Consider the following 16,063-nt stretch of genomic DNA (forward strand, 5'->3'; position numbering starts at 1 on the left):
CCGTCCCGGCTCAAGGCCGGGACGACGAAAGTGTCACCAGCTCCCGAACCCCGGGGCCAGCCCCTGCCCGTCCGGACCCGGGCGGGTGGTACGGTCCCAGCCATAGCGCGTGCGCTTGCGCAGCCGCAGCGTCGGCCAGTCGCCCATCGGCGTCTTGCCCGCCAGCCGCAGTCCGTGGCGGCGATACGCACCCGCGACCCGCTCCGCCTGCGTCTCCAGCAAGCCGGCCAGGATCAGCGTCCCGCCCTCGGCCAGCACCGCGCTGATGCTGGGCGCGAGTTCGATCAGCGGGCCGGCCAGCACATTGGCGATGACGAGGTCATAGGGCGCGCGACCGGTGAGCAGCGGATGCTCCAGCCCGGCGGCAGCGGCGAGCGCGAGCTGGCCCTGCATCACGCCGAGCGGCACCCCGTTGATCCCCGCATTCTCCGCCGTCACCTCGACCGACACCGGATCGATGTCCGACGCGGTGGCATAGGCGCGCGGCCACAAATGCATCGCGGCAAAGGCGAGCAGCCCGGTGCCGGTGCCGATATCGATGAGATTATCGACCCGCTCGCCCCGCGCGCGCATCGCATCGAGCGTGCGCAGGCATCCCGCGGTGGTCTCATGCGTACCCGTACCGAACGCGCGGCTCGCCTCGATCTGAAAGCTCTTCGCGCCAACCGGCACGTCCCCGCGATTTGTCGAGGTGTGGACATAGAAGCGCCCGGCATGGACCGGCGCGATCCCCTGCTGGCTGAGCGTCACCCAATCCTCGTCGGGGATCTGCTCGATGACCTCCTTGGCCTTCGCCGCGCTCGGCACCAGCGTCCGGACCGCCGCGATGTCGGCCTTGCCCGGTTTCGCCTCGAAATAAGCCTCCAGCTGCCAGGCGAGCGGATCGTCGGGGATGGTCTCGCTGGTCAGCAACACCGGCGCGGGATCGATGCCCAGCAGCTCCGCCCCCTCGAAATCGATCGCCTCGGCCTCGTCGCGGGTGCAGGGCAGGGTCAGTTTCCAGCTGGTCATTGTGTTTGTTCCTTGGCCAGCCGCGCATTCAGCCGCGCGCGTCCTCCGGCGGCATAGTTGGCGCATGCCTTCGCATCGACTAGCGGCGCGCCTCCGGCGAGGCGTGCGTGAAAGTCGCTCGCGCCGGGATGTGGGGTGATCAGGATATCGCACTCCAGCCCCGCCAGCCGGTCAAGCCCGGCGCGGAAGGCCGCGACATAGGCGGGGTGGTCGGCGAAGCGGTAGCTGTCGTTGGACAGTGCGCTGATGCTGTCGCCGTAAACGATGTTCCGGCATTCCGCGCCCGCGCAGCTGCGCCACGACCAGCTGGTCGATCCTGGCGTGTGGCCGGGCGTCGCATGGGCGGTGAGTGCGAGCGGGCCGAGCCGGACGACCTCGCCGTCCGCGACGATGCCGTCGACGCGCGCGCCGGGGAATTTCGGGTTCATGCCCAGCTGCGGATCGTCCGCCGACGCCTCGCCGCTTTCCAGCGCGGCGCGGGCGGGGGCGCGCGCGAACAGGCGCGCGCCGGTCTTCCGCTGGAGCGCACCGATCCCGCTGGCATGATCGAGATGCTCATGCCCGTTGAGGATGATCTTCACGTCGGACAGCTTGAAGCCGAGCCGCTCGATATTGCGCGCGATGCCGGGCGCGACTTCGTCGGTCGCGGCGTCGATCAGGATATGGCCCGCGTCCGACGTGACCAGTAGCGCGACGATGCCGCAGGTGCCGACCTGCCAGACATTGGCGTAGACCTGCACCGGCGGCGCGGCATCGCTCCACCCGTCGCGGCCCTTGCATTGCGCGACATGCTCCGTGCCGGATACGCCTCCGGCGGGCGCACTCGCCTGCGGAGCCGGGGCCGATGCCGCGCATCCGCCGAGTAGCGCCGCAAGCAGCGCTGCCTTAACGGACATAGCTCGCCCCGTTCACGTCGAGCACCGCGCCGGTCATGGACGCGGGTGTCTCGAGCGCGCAGAAGCGGGCCATGGTCGCGACCTCATCGGGCATTGCGACACGGCCGAGCGGGATGTCGGCGAGCAATTTGTCGCCGCCGCGGCTGGCGAGATAATCCTCGGCCATGCCGGTCATGGTGAAGCCGGGGCAAATGGCGAAGGCGAGGATGCCCTCCTTCGCATAGCCGCGCGCGATGCTCTTGGTCATGCCGATCATGCCCGCCTTTGACGCGGCATAATGCCAATGCGCCGGCGAGTCGCCGCGATAGGCGGCGCGGCTGGCGATGTTGATCAGGCGTCCACCTTCGCCCCGCTCCTGCCAGTGCCTGACCGCAAAGCGGCTGAGCTGGGCCGAGGCGGTCAGATTGACCTGCATCGTCCGCTCCCACGCCGCGAGCCAGTCAGCGTCGTCGAGGTCGATCGGCGCCGCCTCGAAAATCCCGGCATTGTTGACCAGCACGTCGATCCGCCCGTCGAGCTGGTCGAGCGCGGCCTGCCACAAGGCGGCGGGCGCAGCCGGGTCGGTGAAGTCGGCGGGGATGCCGCTCGCCGTCCCCTGCCCCACCGTACGCACGTCGCAGCCGTCGAAGCTGGCGAGGATCGCGGCGCCGATGCCGCGGCTGGAACCGGTCACTAGGATATGGGTCGTCATGGCGACCCGGTTAGTCGCAACGCCCCGCATGTCAAATCTCCCCTCCCGCTTGCGGGGGAGAGCTTAACAGCCGTTTGCCCTGAGCCTGTCGAAGGGCCGTTCCAAACATCTGTTGTGCTGCGGCCCTTCGACAAGCTCAGGGCAAACGGGCGTCTGGTCGCCTGCGTGGACAGGCCCTCCCCTAGCCCCTCCCGCATGCGGGAGGGGGATGAAGAAGTTTAGGCCGCCACGTTTGCCGAAAAGCTGGTCGCCGCATCACTGAGCTGCCCCAGCCGCGCGTCAATCTCGCCAAATGCGTGCTCCAGCGAGTCGATCTCGCCCGCCACGGCATGGCTGTCCTCACGGATCGCGCTGATCGTGTCGGACATCGAATCCGCCGCCAGTGCGGTTTCGTCGACCGCCGCCGTGATCGCGGTCACCGTCTGTGCCTGCATCGCCATCGCGTCGCGGATGCGGTCGGCGCTGGCCTGAACCTCGCTCACCGTCGCGCGGATCGTGGTGCTGGTCGCCACCGTCTGGTCGGTCGCCGACTGGATCGCGGCGATCTTGGCCGCGATATCGTCGGTCGCACGCGCAGTCTGGCTGGCGAGGCTCTTCACCTCTTGTGCCACCACCGCAAAGCCGCGTCCGGCATCCCCGGCACGCGCCGCCTCGATCGTCGCATTCAGCGCCAGCAAATTGGTTTGCCCCGCAATCTCGCGGATCAGGCCCAGGATCGATTCGATCGACTGGGCGTGCCCGGCGAGCGTCGCGCTCATCATCACCGCCTCGCTCGCATGCGCGCTGGCCCGCTGGGCGACGTCGCTCGCGCCTTCGACCTGCGCGCGGACATCCTCGATCGCGCGGATAAGCCCGGCGGCGGTCGACGCGGCCTCGCGCATCGCCAGCGCCGATTGCTCGGCGGCGGCGGCAACCTCGTTGGTCTTGCCCTGCATCCCGCGCGCCGCGTTCGCCGCGCCGCGTGCCTGATCGCGGACCCGCGCGCCCAGCGTGCTGGTCATGTCGATCGTTCCGGCAATGTCGGCGCGGAACCGGTCCGACTGCCCCTTGCGCTCATTCCGGGCGAGTTCCGCGTCGCGCACGCCCAGCCGCGAGGCCATGAAGTCCGCCTCCAGCATCGACATGCGCGTGGCAACGTCGCTCAACTGGCGGAAGGTCGCGACATCGTCGGGCAGTCGATCGCTCAGCACTTCGAAGGTGCGGGCATGGGCAAAGGCAAATGCCGACAGCAACGCACGCAACGGAATCCGCGCGCGATGCGTGTCGTCGGCGTGCTTGGCCGCCATCTCGACCCATTCGCGCTCGAACGGGCGCGCATATTTGACGCGGGTGTAGCGCGTGCTGACGGCGATCTGCTTTTCCAGCCGCTCCCCGACGAAATAGCCGCGGACATGTTCGGTGCCGGGAAGCGTCAGATAATGCGTCCAGAAGGCGCGCGCGATGGTCTCGAAATCGTCGCCGATCAGCTCGGCGATGCGCGCGCATCCCGTGGCAATCGCGCCGTCCCAGTCATAATCGCGGATTCGCTCGGCAATGGGGCGGTCGTCGCCGCTCCACTGCCCGAGCTCCTTGGCTCCGGCCATTAATCCCCTCCATCATGCAGCGACTTTTGCGACGAATTCGCCCGCGCTGTTCTTGAGTGTGCCGAGTTCGGCATCGAGTGCGGCAAAACCGGCCCCGACCCGCTCGATATCGCTGGCGACGCTTTCGGTTTCCTCGCGGATCGCGCCGATCGTCGCGGACATGGAATCCGCCGCCAGCGCGGTTTCGTCGACCGCCGCCGTGATCGCGGTCACCGTCTGCGCCTGAACTTCCATCGCACCGCGGATGCGGTCGGCGCTCGCCTGCACTTCTTGTACCGTGTTGCGGATCGAAGCGTTGGTTTCGACCGTGCCGCGCGTCGCCGACTGGATCGCGGCGATCTTGCCCGCAATGTCGTCGGTCGCACGTGCGGTCTGGTTGGCTAGGCTCTTCACCTCCTGCGCCACCACGGCAAAGCCGCGCCCGGCGTCGCCCGCGCGGGCGGCCTCGATCGTCGCATTGAGCGCCAGCAAATTGGTCTGGCCGGCAATGTCGCGGATCAGGCCCAGGATCGATTCGATCGACTTGGCGTGGTCGGACAGCATCTCGCTCATCGCCACCGCCTCGCCCGCCTGTGCCGAAGCGCGCGTCGCGACATCGGCGGCGACCTCAACCTCGGTCCGGGCATCCTCGATCGCGCGGATCAGGCCCGCTGCGGTATGCGCCGCTTCGCGCATCGCGAGTGCCGATTGTTCGGCGGCGGCAGCGACCTCGCTCGCCTTGCCCAGCATGCCGCGTGCGGCCGACGAGGTGTGGCTCGCCTGCGCGCGCAAGGATTCGCCCTCGCTCGACGCGCGCTCGACTGTGGTGCCGATCGAGTCGCGGAATTGGCTGGCAAGCCGATCGCGCGCCACCTGCGCGCTATATTCGCGATAGAGATTGTAGATTTCGACGGTGATGTCGCTTTCCAGCGCGGACAGCCGCATCAACGTGTCGATCAGCGTGGACAGGCGCACATCGCCCGGCTCCACGCGACGCACCAGCACGTCGAGCGCCGCGCGGTCGCTGGCGTTGATCATCGACAGCAGCGCCGTCGGGGCGACATCGGCACCATAGGCAGCGGCCACGGACCGCTCGATCGATTCGATCCACGCCCGCCCGCGTGTGTCGAGAAACCGGTTGCGCAGGAAGACGACCCCGACATCGATCATCTTCTGGGTATCGTCGGGCGCCCAGTCGCGCTCATCGGCAAAGCAGCGCAGCCATTGCTGCCAATAGGCTTCAGAAACCGAGCGAATCTCCGGCTCCAGCAACGCCCAGACATCCCGACTCAGGCGGTCCATTGACCCGTCAAAGTCAAAGATTCGCAGCCGCTCGGCGATGTCGATCCGCGCGCTCATCGCTCCGCTTGCGGGCATATCGGTGTTCGCTCGCACTCCAGCCACGGAAACAGTCCCCCATTGTCCCGGACGCACTTCGCTCCGGACCTTACTCATATCGCTACAAGCAAAGTGGTTAAGGGTGAGTTAGGGACAGATGATTTGCAGCCTGAAGCCCATTCGGGCTCTAGCTTCTTGCATCGGCGGCGGCGGGGGCTATTTGGAGGCGCAAATCATAGGGGACACGCCGTGGCCAAGGCCCGCAACATCAACCGCCCGCTTTCACCGCATCTCCAGGTCTGGAAATGGGGACCGCACATGCTGGTCTCGATCCTGCACCGCGTGACAGGCACCGGGATGGCGACCGTCGGGGTCGGTGTGTTCCTGTGGTGGCTGTACGCGCTGGCGTCGGGGCCTGAGGGCTATGCCAAGTTCCTCGACTGCATCACGGTCGAAAGCGGCGCACCGAACCTCATCGGCTATGTCTTGGGCATCGGGCTGACGCTCAGCTTCTTTCAGCACATGATGACCGGCATCCGCCACTTCTTCCTGGATGCCGGTGCCGGCTATGAGCTGAAGACGAACAAAAGCTTCGCGGTGCTGACCATGGTCGTGTCGGTCGCGCTGACCGCCGCTTTGTGGGGCTGGATCGTCTATGGCGAACTGGCCAAGGCACCGAAGACCGAAACCCCGATCGCGGTGGAGAAGAAGTAATGGGTACCGGAACCAGCATCGGCCGCGTGCGCGGTCTCGGCTCGGCGCATGAAGGCACGCATCACTGGCTGCACCAACGCATGACGGCGGGGTCGAACCTGCTGCTGATGACCTGGCTGATCGTCAGCCTCATCCGCCTCCCCGACCTGGGCTATGAAACGGTTCAGGCGTGGTTGTCGGCACCGATCGCCGCCGTGCCGATGATCCTGCTGGTGATCAGCGTCTTCGATCATTTCCGTCTGGGGCTGCAGGTGGTGATCGAGGATTATCAGCATGACGAAACGCGCATCGTGCTGCTGACGCTGCTCAACTATTTCACCCTTGCCGCCGGAACGTTCGCGATCTTCTCGATCCTGAAGATCGCCTTCACCACCGTTGCTACCGGAGCACCCGCCTGATGTCCGCCGCCTACAAGATCATCGATCACAGCTATGACGCCGTCGTCGTCGGCGCGGGCGGTTCGGGCCTGCGCGCAACCATGGGCTGCGCCGAGGCGGGTCTGAAAACCGCGTGCATCACCAAGGTGTTTCCGACCCGGTCGCACACCGTGGCGGCGCAGGGCGGCATCGCCGCCTCGCTCGGCAACAATTCGCCCGATCACTGGACCTGGCACATGTTCGACACCGTCAAGGGGTCGGACTGGCTCGGCGACCAGGACGCGATCGAATATATGGTGCGCGAAGCACCGGCGGCGGTGATCGAGCTGGAACATGCCGGCGTGCCGTTCAGCCGAAACGACGACGGGACGATCTATCAGCGCCCATTCGGCGGCCATATGCAGAATATGGGCGAAGGCCCCCCGGTGCAGCGCACCTGCGCCGCGGCCGACCGCACCGGCCATGCGATGCTGCACGCGCTGTACCAGCAGTCGCTGAAGTATGACGCGGACTTCTTCATCGAATATTTCGCGCTCGACCTGATCATGGAAAACGGCGCGTGCCGTGGCGTGATCGCCATGTGCATGGAGGATGGCAGCATTCACCGCTTCCGCAGCCACGCCGTGGTCCTCGCCACCGGCGGCGGCGGGCGCGTGTACCAGTCAGCGACCAGCGCACACACCTGCACCGGCGACGGCAACGGCATGGCACTGCGCGCCGGCATCGCGCTGCAGGACATGGAGTTCGTGCAATTCCACCCGACCGGCATCTATGGCGCGGGCGTGCTGATCACCGAAGGCGCGCGCGGTGAAGGCGGCTACCTCACCAACTCCGAAGGTGAGCGCTTCATGGAGCGCTACGCTCCCTCGGCAAAGGATCTCGCCAGCCGCGACGTCGTTGCGCGTTCGATGGCGATGGAGATCCGTGAGGGCCGCGGCGTCGGCAAGGACAGCGACCATATCTTCCTGCACCTCGACCATGTTCCCGCCGATGTGCTCGCACAGCGGCTGCCGGGGATCACCGAAACGGGCAAGATCTTCGCAGGCGTCGACCTGACCAAGAAGCCGCTGCCGGTGGTGCCGACGGTCCATTACAATATGGGCGGCGTGCCGACCAACTATCACGGCGAAGTCGTGCAGCTGCGCGACGGCAACCCCGATGCGGTCGTCCCCGGCCTGTTCGCGGTCGGTGAAGCGGCGTGCGTGTCGGTGCACGGCGCCAACCGCCTGGGTTCGAACAGCCTGATCGATCTGGTCGTGTTCGGCCGTGCGACCGGCCTGCGGCTGAAGGAGCTGCTCAAGCCCAACACGCCGCACAACCCGCTGCCCAAGGGGTCGGAGGAGTTTGCGCTCACCCGCCTCGACCATTTCCGCAACGCCAAGGGCGGCACCCCGACCGCGAAGATCCGCGCGGAAATGCAACGCACGATGCAGCGCAACGCCGCCGTGTTCCGCGACACCGCGCTGCTCGCCGAGGGCGTGACGAAGATGGACGCGATCTATCAGAGCATGAACGATGTCGGCGTGACCGACCGCTCGCTGATCTGGAACACCGACCTGATCGAGACGCTGGAGCTGGACAATCTGATCAGCCAGGCCGTCGTCACGATCCGCAGCGCCGACAACCGCAAGGAATCGCGCGGCGCCCACATGCACGAGGACTTCCCGGATCGCGACGACGCGACCTGGATGAAGCACACCGTGGCGAGCTTCGAAGGCTGGGGCGGCAAGGGCGGCGCGGTCGCGATCGACTATCGCCCGGTCCATGACTACACGCTCACCGACGAGGTCGAGTATATCAAGCCGAAGAAGCGGGTGTATTGATTTGCTGGCGGTCCAGGCCGCCAGCTAAATCTCCGCGCGATACTCCGGTGCTGGCTGCTGGAGCGTGAAGCGCGCGCGCTTTGTGTCCATGCGGTCATGCAGGACGCGGACGATCAGCACCGTCTCGTCGCGGATCAGATAATAGATGCTGTGGCTGCCCTCGCCGATCCGGCGTAGTCCGGGGTGTAACGCGTCCTGCGCGGTGCCAAGTGCGGGGAAGCGCCGCAACCCCTGCATCCGCGCATTCAACGCCCGCAGGTAGGCTTCGGCCTGTTCCAATCCCCAATGTTCGGCCGAATAGGCGTAGATCGAGTCGAGGTCGGCAATGGCGCCAGGCAGGAGTTCCAGCGCGAGCGTCACTCAGCGGCGGTCTTCGATGCGAGCCACGCCTCAAAGTCGAAGGGAACGGGCTCACCACTCGCCAAGCCATCCTCGATTGCCGCCCGCAATTCGGCAAAGCGCTGCTCCTCATCCTCCAGCAGCCTCAGTCCCGCGCGGATGACCTCGCTCATCGAGCCGTAGCGTCCCGACGCGACCTGCTGCGCGGCGAAGGCGGTAAAGTGGTCGCCCAGGGCGACGCTGGTGTTCTTGGCAGCCATGCCACGATATTACCAAAATCCGGTACCGGCAGCAACGCCGAGCGGACGCTTGACCAGATCGCCTTGGCCCATCACCTTCGCCGTCAGGGGGTGAATTGATGCGTTCGATCCTGCCATTAGCCTTGGCGCTGCTCGCGCTTCCCGCCGCGTCTGCGCAGCAACGGCCCTATACTCCGCCCAGGCACACCGCACCCCCGCCGCCCGCCCTGACGCGCTCGACGCCGGAGGAGGTGGTGCAGCAGGCCGATGGCGGCACCCAGATCGAGCGGGATCGGCCGGCAACCTATGCGCTGGCCGAACATCGCCGCCTGACCCGCGCGCTTGGCGCCCTGCTCCCCCAGCGCAAGGGGGTGGTCGATGCCTATGTCCTCTCGGTCGCGCTCGATAGTGATCCGGTGTTCGGGCGCGAGGCGCGGGAGGCGGGCAAGGTGCTTGCACGCCGCTACGACGCACTCGGCCGCACGATCACGCTCGGCGGCAGCGACGGCAAGGCACCCTCCCCGCTCCCGATGGGATCGCCCGCTAATTTCGAAGCCGCGCTCGCCCGTATCGCGGAGTTGATGGACGAGCAGGAGGACGTGCTGATCCTCTACACCACCAGCCACGGCGCGCCGTTCGGGGTCGTCTATAATGACGGCAATGAGGGGTTCGGCGCGATCTCGCCCCGCCGCCTTGCCGCGCTGCTACGCGCACATCGGATCGAGCGGCGGCTGCTGATTGTCAGCGCCTGTTATTCGGGCGTGTTCGTGCCACCGCTGTCGGGGCCGCAAAGCGCCGTGATCAGCGCCGCAGCTTCGGACCGCTCCTCCTTCGGCTGCGCGGCGGAGAATGACTGGACCTTTTTCGGCGACGCGCTGGTCAATCGCGCGCTGCGCAAGCCCCAGCCGCTAGGTGCGGCCGTGACCGAAGCGTTCGCCGAGATCGCCGGATGGGAGACGCGCGGCCGGCTCAAGCCGTCGCTGCCCCAGCAGAGCATCGGGGTCGAGGTGCAGGCGTGGCTGAAACCTTTGGAAGCGCGCATGCCCAAGATCGCGACCCAGCCCGTGGGCAAACCGTCGGTCGATAGCCTGCAGCGTCCCTAGGGCTGATCCTTTTGCCCACTTGCGGGTTGAGGCGGCGTGGAACCGCTCATCCCCCTCGCCTTCGTCGCGCTGATCGCGGCCGGTGTTGTGCTGGTCGCGATCGGCGTGCGCGACGCGATGCGACGAAGGCGGCGGGAACCTAGTCCGCGGCCGATGGTTGCGCGGGCGATGACTCAGACATTCGACATCCCCGCCCCGGCCTCCGACGCGCCCCCCGCGCCCGCCGCGCCAGCCCCCTACAGTACGCGCTACCCGCTGCTTGCGACGCCGCATATCTGCCTGTCCGGCCCGGTCGACCATGCGATGTACCACAGCTTCCGCGACCAGCTCGCTGCGGCACCGACCGAGGGCACGCTGGTGATCGCGATCTCGACGCTCGGCGGCGACCCCGAAGTCGCGCGGCTGATGGGTGACGAGGTACGGCTGCTGCGCGAGTTCACCGGGCGCGAAATCCTGTTCCTGGGTAAGGTCGCGGTTTATTCGGCCGGCGCGACCTTCATGGCGCATTTCCCGGTCGACAAGCGCTTCCTGACCCAGGGAACACGGCTGATGATCCATGAGCGCAAGCTGACCTGCGACGTGCATCTCGAAGGTCCGCTCAAGACGCTCGTCCCGATCCTGCAGGCCAAGCTGCATGAGATCGAGGAATCGATCCGCATCGAGGAAGAGGGGTTCCGCGACATTGTCGCCGGATCGAAGCTCGGTTTTGACGAACTGTGCAAAAAGGCCCCGTCGAACCTGTATCTGGAGGCGGAGGAAGCGCGCGACCTGGGGCTGGTGCTCGACGTGATCTGACCTGCTCAGGAAAAGCTCACCGATCGCTCATGGCGGCGGGACTGCGGCGCGCTACGCTGGCGACTTCACTGACAGGAGTCGCTCATGGACCTGCCCGCCACAAATCGTTCGCCGGGAATGAAAATGCTGCTCGCGCTGCTCGTCGGCGCGGTGCTGACGATCCCGCTCTTCGCGGTCTATCTGCTCGTCTATGACCGGCAGAGCCAGTCGGAGACCGCGCGCAGCAGCATCGCCGAGGGGTGGGGTGGGCCGCAAACGCTGGCCGGTCCGCTGCTCGTCATTCCCTACGCGCTGCCGGTGACCGAGACGGTACAGGAAAATGGCAAGCCCGTGACCCGCACCACCACGCAGCGCCGCCAGCTGTTTATCGCCCCCGACACGCTCGACCTCGACACGCGGATCAATCCGGAGCGGCGCACGCGATCGATCTATGAGTCGGTGGTGTACGATGCCGACATCTCGGGCAGCGCGTCCTTCCGCCTGCCGCCCGACGCTGCGCGCATCGTCGATCTCGCCACGCTGGAGTATGACAAGGCCGAGCTGCGCTTCGGCGTCGCCGACCCGCGCGGCCTGAAGCCCACCAACCGCATCACGATCGACGGCCAGCCCGCCCCCGCCCAGCCCGGCAACGGCGTCGCCGCCACCGGTGGATCGGGCTTCTTCGCCAATCTCGACGCCTCGGCCCTGCGCGAGCGGCCGGTTACCGCAAAATTCGCCTTTGCCCTGCGCGGCCATTCGGTCGTCGCACTCGCCCCGCGTGCAGGGGCGACGCGCTGGACCGTGACCTCGCCGTGGCAGCACCCCAGCTTTACCGGCGGCTTCCTACCCGAAGCGCGAAACGTTACGGCCAGCGGGTTCAGCGCGACCTATCGCATCTCGAACCTTGCGCTCGGCACGACGCTGGTCACGACCAGCGACTCGCCCGCAGACTCCCGCGAGCCCCAGCCCGCCTATGACTCGCGTTCGCCCAGCGTTGCGCCATCGTCCGCAGCGCAGGTCGGGCTGATCCAGCCGGTCGACCTCTATGCGCAGGTCAATCGCAGCGTGAAATACGGCTTCTTGTTCATCGGCTTCACTTTCATGGCCTTCCTGCTGTTCGATGTCGTCGCGGGCGTGCGCGTGTCGGCAGTGGAGTATCTGCTGGTCGGCGCGGCACTTGTGCTGTTCTTCGTGCTGCTGCTCGCCTTTGCCGAGGTAATCGGGTTCACCCCGGCCTATCTGGTCGCCGCCGGCGGGGTCATCGCGCTCCTCACCGCCTATAGCGGCGCGGTGCTGGGCAGCCGCCGCCGTGCCGGGTTCATCGCCGGCCTGCTCGTGGCGCTCTATGGCGTCCTCTACATCCTGCTCAGCCTCGAAGCCTATTCGCTGCTGATCGGATCGCTGCTGCTGTTCGCGGCGCTGGCGGCAGTGATGTATCTCACCCGCAATCTCGACTGGAGCGGTCGCAGCGCCGACCCGTCGGAAAGCTGAACAGCATGGCATGGGAGAGGGATGTTTTCCTCTCCCATGCTGTCGCCTGGCGCCGACAATTTCGATCCCGCTCCGATTGAGAACGGTCCAACGTCACCTTATATTTGCAGGGCGGGCAGCGGTTATGTATCTGGCCTGCAATAAGGGCCGGAGCGGCTGCGTCGCTGCCCTGTCCGCAGTGTAGTTTAAGAGGTTCCCGATGGCCGATTTCGTCCTGCCGAAGAACAGCAAGATCACGAAGGGCAAGGCGCATCCGGCGCCGGCGGGGGCATCGCGGAAAAAAACCTTCACCATCTATCGCTATGACCCGGATTCGGGGAAGAACCCGCGCTACGACAGCTTCACCATCGACCTGGACGAATGCGGCCCGATGGTCCTGGACGCGCTGATCAAGATCAAGTCGGAGATCGACCCGTCGCTCACCTTCCGCCGCTCGTGCCGCGAAGGCATTTGCGGGTCGTGTTCGATGAACATGGACGGCAAGAACGGCCTCGCCTGCACCACCGCGATCGAGGATATCAAGGGCGACATCAAGATCACGCCGCTGCCCGCGATGGACGTGATCAAGGACCTGGTCCCCGACTTTACCCATTTCTACGCGCAATATGCCTCGATCAAGCCGTGGGTGCAGACCGTCACCCCGCCGCCTTCGGGCAAGGAGCGGCTGCAGTCGCCGGAGGATCGCGCCAAGCTCGACGGCCTCTATGAGTGCATTCTGTGCGCCTGCTGCTCGACCAGCTGCCCCAGCTATTGGTGGAACAGCGACCGGTTCCTGGGACCGGCGATCCTGCTTCAGGCCTATCGCTGGCTGGCCGACAGCCGCGACGAGGCGACCGGCGAGCGGCTCGACGAGCTGGAGGATCCGTTCCGCCTCTATCGCTGCCACACGATCATGAACTGCGCCAATGTCTGCCCCAAGGGCCTGAGCCCCGCCAAGGCGATTGCAGAGATCAAGAAGATGGAAGCCGAGCGGGTCGTCTGATCCGCCTCGGCACCCTCTGACTTGTCGCAGGCCGACACGCATTTCGTCTATGTGGACGACCCGGACCATCCGGGTTGGAAGCGTTGGGAGCTGCGCGATCCGACGCGCTTCAACGCGTTTCTCGGCCCGATCCTGACGCGGATCGAGGACGGCAAGGCGCTGGTGCGGATGGTGCCGGGGCGCGAACATTCGAACCTGCGCGATTCGACCCATGGCGGCGCGCTGCTCGGCTTCATGGACGTCGCGCTGTTCGCCGCCGCGCGCAGCTTTGGCGTGCTCTCGGCAGGAGGCGCAGTGACGCTCGACCTGTCGGCGCAGTTCATCGGCACCAGCCGCATCGGCGAACCGATCGTGGCCGAGGTCGAACTGCTGCGCGAAACCGGGCGGATGCTGTTCATGCGCGGACTGGTGCGGCAGGAGGACAATGTCCTCGCCAGCTTCTCCGGCACCGTCCGCAAATCCTCGCCGGTGCCATGACCGTCCAACATCCGTTTGCCCTGAGCCTGTCGAAGGGCCGCAAGCGCAACGTCCGGGGCGGGGCTTCGACAAGCTCAGCCCAAACGGACGTTAGGAACTTCCAATGACCGGTGTGCTCGAACGCTACCAGGCGCTGGTGGCCGCCGGCGAGTTGCGCGCCGACCCGGACCAGGCCGCAGCGGCACGCCGCCTCGCGCATCTCGCGCACGAGCTCGAACAGGGCCCGCGCAAGGGCAGCGTACTGTGGCGCCTTGCCCGCCGCGCGCCCGAGGCACCGCGCGGCGTGTATATGTGGGGCGGCGTCGGGCGCGGCAAATCGATGCTGATGGACCTGTTCTTCGGCTGCGTCCGCATCGAGCGCAAGCGCCGCGTGCATTTCCACGAGTTCATGATCGAGGTCCACGCCCGCATCGCCGAGGAGCGCAAGAAGGAGGCCGGCGACCCAATCCCGCCGGTGGCCAAGGCGCTTGCCGAGAATCTTCGCCTGCTCGCATTCGACGAAATGGTGATCAACAACACCGCCGACGCGATGATCCTCAGCCGGTTGTTCACCGCGATGATGGCCGAGGGGCTGACCGTGGTGGCGACATCGAACCGCCCGCCCGACGATCTCTACAAGGACGGGCTGCAGCGCGACAGCTTCCTGCCCTTCATCGCGCTGCTCAAGGACAAGCTCGACGTCCTGCCATTGAATGGCCCGACCGATTATCGCCGCGACCGGCTCGGCACGATGGATACTTGGCTGGTGCCCAACAGCCCCGCCAACACCGCCACCCTCTCCGCCGCTTTCTTCCGCCTGACCGATTATCCGGTCGAGGATCGCGCGCATGTGCCGAGCGAGGATCTGTCGGTACAGGGCCGCACGCTGCACGTGCCCAAGGCGCTGAAGGGCGTCGCCGTCTTCTCGTTCAAGCGGCTGTGTGAGGAGGCGCGCGGCGCGTCCGACTATCTCGCCATCGCCCGCCGCTATCACACCGTCATCATCGTCGGCATCCCACGCCTAGGTCCGGAAAACCGCAACGAGGCGGCGCGCTTCGTCACGCTGATCGACGCGCTGTACGAGCATAAGGTCAAGCTGCTGGCGATGGCCGACGCCGCCCCGATCGACCTCTATGCCGAGGGTGACGGCAAGTTCGAGTTCGAGCGGACGGTGAGCCGCCTGATGGAGATGCAGTCGGAGGAGTACCTGGCGCAGGGGCATGGCACGGCAGCCTGATCACCCCGCCACCGCCTCCGCCAGTTCCGTCCCCCGCCCGGTAAGGCCATAGAGCGCCACCGGCGGAAACCGGTCCTCCAGCCGCCGCGTCACCAGATCTTGCCCGATCATCGCCTGCAGCGTCAGCGACAGCGCGCGCGGCGTGACCGGGGCCAGCCGCGACTGGAGCGCGTTGAAGCGGGTCCAGTCGTCGCCCAGCCCGCCCGCCACCGGCAGCGTCCAGCGCGACAGGTCGGGTGCTTGCAGCCCCAGGCGCACGCGCACATCCTCGATCCGCTCGCACGCCGCGCCGATCGCGCGGCCGCTGTCGGTCAGCACATATTCGGGGCGCAGCGGGTGGCCATGGCCGGGATTGGGGATCACCCAGCCCTGTTCACGCAAATACGCCAGCGTCCGCGTGAGGCTGTTGCGCGACAGGGCAAAGCGCCGCTCGATCACCGCGAAGCGCGATCCCTGTTCGCGGCTGAGCAACGCCAGCACGGGGATTGTCCACCGCCCCGCCGCCAGCCGCTGCAGCACCGCACTTGTCAGAACAGGATCATCCACGCGCTTGACCAAATCACAATCTGCTATACAAATGGAACCATAGAGTCGGGAGGACGATATGGCAAGTGAAGCTACTCTTGAGGCACCCACAACTGCGATCAGCTATGACGGCGGACTGACCTGTGCGCTCAGCGTCACCAGCCTCGACCGCTCGATCCCCTGGTATGAGAATGTGCTCGGCATGGAGCTGATGTACCGGATGGACGAGATTGCATGGTGCGAACTGCGCTCAGCGGTTGCACGCGTCAGCGTCGGCCTGTCGCAGGTCGAAAGCGCGGGCGGGCCGGGCGGCGCGACCCTGACCTTCGGCGTCACCGATCTCGACGCGGCGAAGGCGGCGCTGGATGCCGCCGGCGTGCGGCAGGACGGCCCGATCAACGAAATCCCCGGCATGGTGCGCCTGCTCACCTTCTACGACCCCGACGGCAATGCGCTGATGTTCTATCAGGACCTGTCCGGCGGCGAGGCGGGGTGAGCGGCCTCT

At 66.6% G+C, this 16,063-nt stretch carries 18 protein-coding genes; 10 read left to right on the forward strand and 8 right to left on the reverse strand.

Annotation, left to right across the window (positions count from 1 at the left end; all coding sequences use genetic code 11):
• Positions 1 to 33 precede the first annotated feature (33 nt).
• The 5 genes from ACRYLO_RS10700 to ACRYLO_RS10720 all read right to left on the reverse strand — a co-directional run bounded on the left by ACRYLO_RS10700 (position 34) and on the right by ACRYLO_RS10720 (position 5,537).
• On the reverse strand, positions 34 to 1,011 hold the full coding sequence (locus ACRYLO_RS10700; protein ID WP_482660137.1) for a 50S ribosomal protein L11 methyltransferase: 978 nt from the start codon (positions 1,009 to 1,011) through the stop codon (positions 34 to 36).
• A complete protein-coding gene (gene bla / locus ACRYLO_RS10705; protein WP_482660138.1) occupies positions 1,008 to 1,907 on the reverse strand; it encodes a subclass B3 metallo-beta-lactamase in 900 nt (299 codons plus the stop codon). The genes ACRYLO_RS10700 and bla overlap by 4 nt, the downstream gene beginning before the upstream one ends.
• The gene (locus ACRYLO_RS10710) at positions 1,897 to 2,598 is read right to left on the reverse strand and encodes an SDR family NAD(P)-dependent oxidoreductase (protein ID WP_482660139.1); all 702 of its coding nucleotides are present in this window, start codon (positions 2,596 to 2,598) and stop codon (positions 1,897 to 1,899) included. The genes bla and ACRYLO_RS10710 overlap by 11 nt, the downstream gene beginning before the upstream one ends.
• Positions 2,599 to 2,816: 218 nt before the next feature.
• Positions 2,817 to 4,181: a methyl-accepting chemotaxis protein gene (locus ACRYLO_RS10715; RefSeq protein ID WP_482660140.1), complete on the reverse strand. Its 1,365-nt coding sequence runs from the start codon at positions 4,179 to 4,181 to the stop codon at positions 2,817 to 2,819.
• Positions 4,182 to 4,193: 12 nt separating this feature from the next.
• The gene (locus tag ACRYLO_RS10720; RefSeq protein ID WP_482660141.1) at positions 4,194 to 5,537 is read right to left on the reverse strand and encodes a methyl-accepting chemotaxis protein; all 1,344 of its coding nucleotides are present in this window, start codon (positions 5,535 to 5,537) and stop codon (positions 4,194 to 4,196) included.
• A gap of 210 nt (positions 5,538 to 5,747) precedes the next feature.
• Here ACRYLO_RS10720 and sdhC point away from each other — a divergent pair, with 210 nt between their 5' ends.
• From sdhC to sdhA, 3 genes are read left to right on the forward strand one after another with little or no spacing between them, the layout of a single operon-like run.
• A complete protein-coding gene (gene sdhC / locus ACRYLO_RS10725) occupies positions 5,748 to 6,212 on the forward strand; it encodes a succinate dehydrogenase, cytochrome b556 subunit (RefSeq protein ID WP_482660142.1) in 465 nt (154 codons plus the stop codon).
• Complete coding sequence (sdhD, locus tag ACRYLO_RS10730) at positions 6,212 to 6,610, forward strand: succinate dehydrogenase, hydrophobic membrane anchor protein (RefSeq protein ID WP_482660143.1); 399 nt, start codon at positions 6,212 to 6,214, stop codon at positions 6,608 to 6,610. Before sdhC ends, sdhD begins: the two co-directional genes overlap by 1 nt.
• On the forward strand, positions 6,610 to 8,412 hold the full coding sequence (sdhA, locus tag ACRYLO_RS10735; RefSeq protein ID WP_482660144.1) for a succinate dehydrogenase flavoprotein subunit: 1,803 nt from the start codon (positions 6,610 to 6,612) through the stop codon (positions 8,410 to 8,412). Before sdhD ends, sdhA begins: the two co-directional genes overlap by 1 nt.
• Positions 8,413 to 8,436: 24 nt before the next feature.
• Here sdhA and ACRYLO_RS10740 read toward each other — a convergent pair whose 3' ends face one another.
• Both ACRYLO_RS10740 and ACRYLO_RS10745 read right to left on the reverse strand, forming a co-directional pair.
• A complete protein-coding gene (locus tag ACRYLO_RS10740; RefSeq protein WP_482660145.1) occupies positions 8,437 to 8,772 on the reverse strand; it encodes a type II toxin-antitoxin system RelE/ParE family toxin in 336 nt (111 codons plus the stop codon).
• Positions 8,769 to 9,011, reverse strand: coding sequence for a type II toxin-antitoxin system ParD family antitoxin (locus ACRYLO_RS10745; RefSeq protein WP_482660146.1), 243 nt, complete (start codon positions 9,009 to 9,011; stop codon positions 8,769 to 8,771). The genes ACRYLO_RS10740 and ACRYLO_RS10745 overlap by 4 nt, the downstream gene beginning before the upstream one ends.
• A 98-nt stretch (positions 9,012 to 9,109) precedes the next feature.
• Here ACRYLO_RS10745 and ACRYLO_RS10750 point away from each other — a divergent pair, with 98 nt between their 5' ends.
• The 6 genes from ACRYLO_RS10750 (at position 9,110) to zapE (ending at position 15,033) form a co-directional block, all read left to right on the forward strand.
• On the forward strand, positions 9,110 to 10,093 hold the full coding sequence (locus ACRYLO_RS10750) for a C13 family peptidase (protein ID WP_482660147.1): 984 nt from the start codon (positions 9,110 to 9,112) through the stop codon (positions 10,091 to 10,093).
• Between the two features lie 168 nt (positions 10,094 to 10,261).
• On the forward strand, positions 10,262 to 10,888 hold the full coding sequence (locus ACRYLO_RS10755; protein WP_482661725.1) for an ATP-dependent Clp protease proteolytic subunit: 627 nt from the start codon (positions 10,262 to 10,264) through the stop codon (positions 10,886 to 10,888).
• 117 nt (positions 10,889 to 11,005) lie between these two features.
• Positions 11,006 to 12,358 carry a cell envelope integrity protein CreD gene (gene creD, locus ACRYLO_RS10760; RefSeq protein WP_482660148.1) on the forward strand — a complete coding sequence of 451 codons (1,353 nt, stop codon included), beginning with the start codon at positions 11,006 to 11,008 and terminating at the stop codon, positions 12,356 to 12,358.
• A 199-nt stretch (positions 12,359 to 12,557) separates the two neighbouring features.
• On the forward strand, positions 12,558 to 13,340 hold the full coding sequence (locus ACRYLO_RS10765) for a succinate dehydrogenase iron-sulfur subunit (RefSeq protein ID WP_294018319.1): 783 nt from the start codon (positions 12,558 to 12,560) through the stop codon (positions 13,338 to 13,340).
• A 21-nt stretch (positions 13,341 to 13,361) separates the two neighbouring features.
• Positions 13,362 to 13,817 carry a PaaI family thioesterase gene (locus ACRYLO_RS10770; RefSeq protein ID WP_482660149.1) on the forward strand — a complete coding sequence of 152 codons (456 nt, stop codon included), beginning with the start codon at positions 13,362 to 13,364 and terminating at the stop codon, positions 13,815 to 13,817.
• A 103-nt stretch (positions 13,818 to 13,920) separates the two neighbouring features.
• On the forward strand, positions 13,921 to 15,033 hold the full coding sequence (zapE, locus tag ACRYLO_RS10775) for a cell division protein ZapE (RefSeq protein ID WP_482660150.1): 1,113 nt from the start codon (positions 13,921 to 13,923) through the stop codon (positions 15,031 to 15,033).
• Here zapE and ACRYLO_RS10780 read toward each other — a convergent pair whose 3' ends face one another.
• Complete coding sequence (locus ACRYLO_RS10780) at positions 15,034 to 15,579, reverse strand: winged helix-turn-helix transcriptional regulator (RefSeq protein WP_482660151.1); 546 nt, start codon at positions 15,577 to 15,579, stop codon at positions 15,034 to 15,036.
• Positions 15,580 to 15,637: 58 nt separating this feature from the next.
• Between ACRYLO_RS10780 and ACRYLO_RS10785 the strand changes: the two genes are divergently transcribed.
• The gene (locus ACRYLO_RS10785) at positions 15,638 to 16,054 is read left to right on the forward strand and encodes a VOC family protein (RefSeq protein ID WP_482660152.1); all 417 of its coding nucleotides are present in this window, start codon (positions 15,638 to 15,640) and stop codon (positions 16,052 to 16,054) included.
• Positions 16,055 to 16,063: the final 9 nt, after the last annotated feature.

The sequence above is a fragment of the Sphingomonas sp. SDUR79 genome (assembly GCF_056821745.1).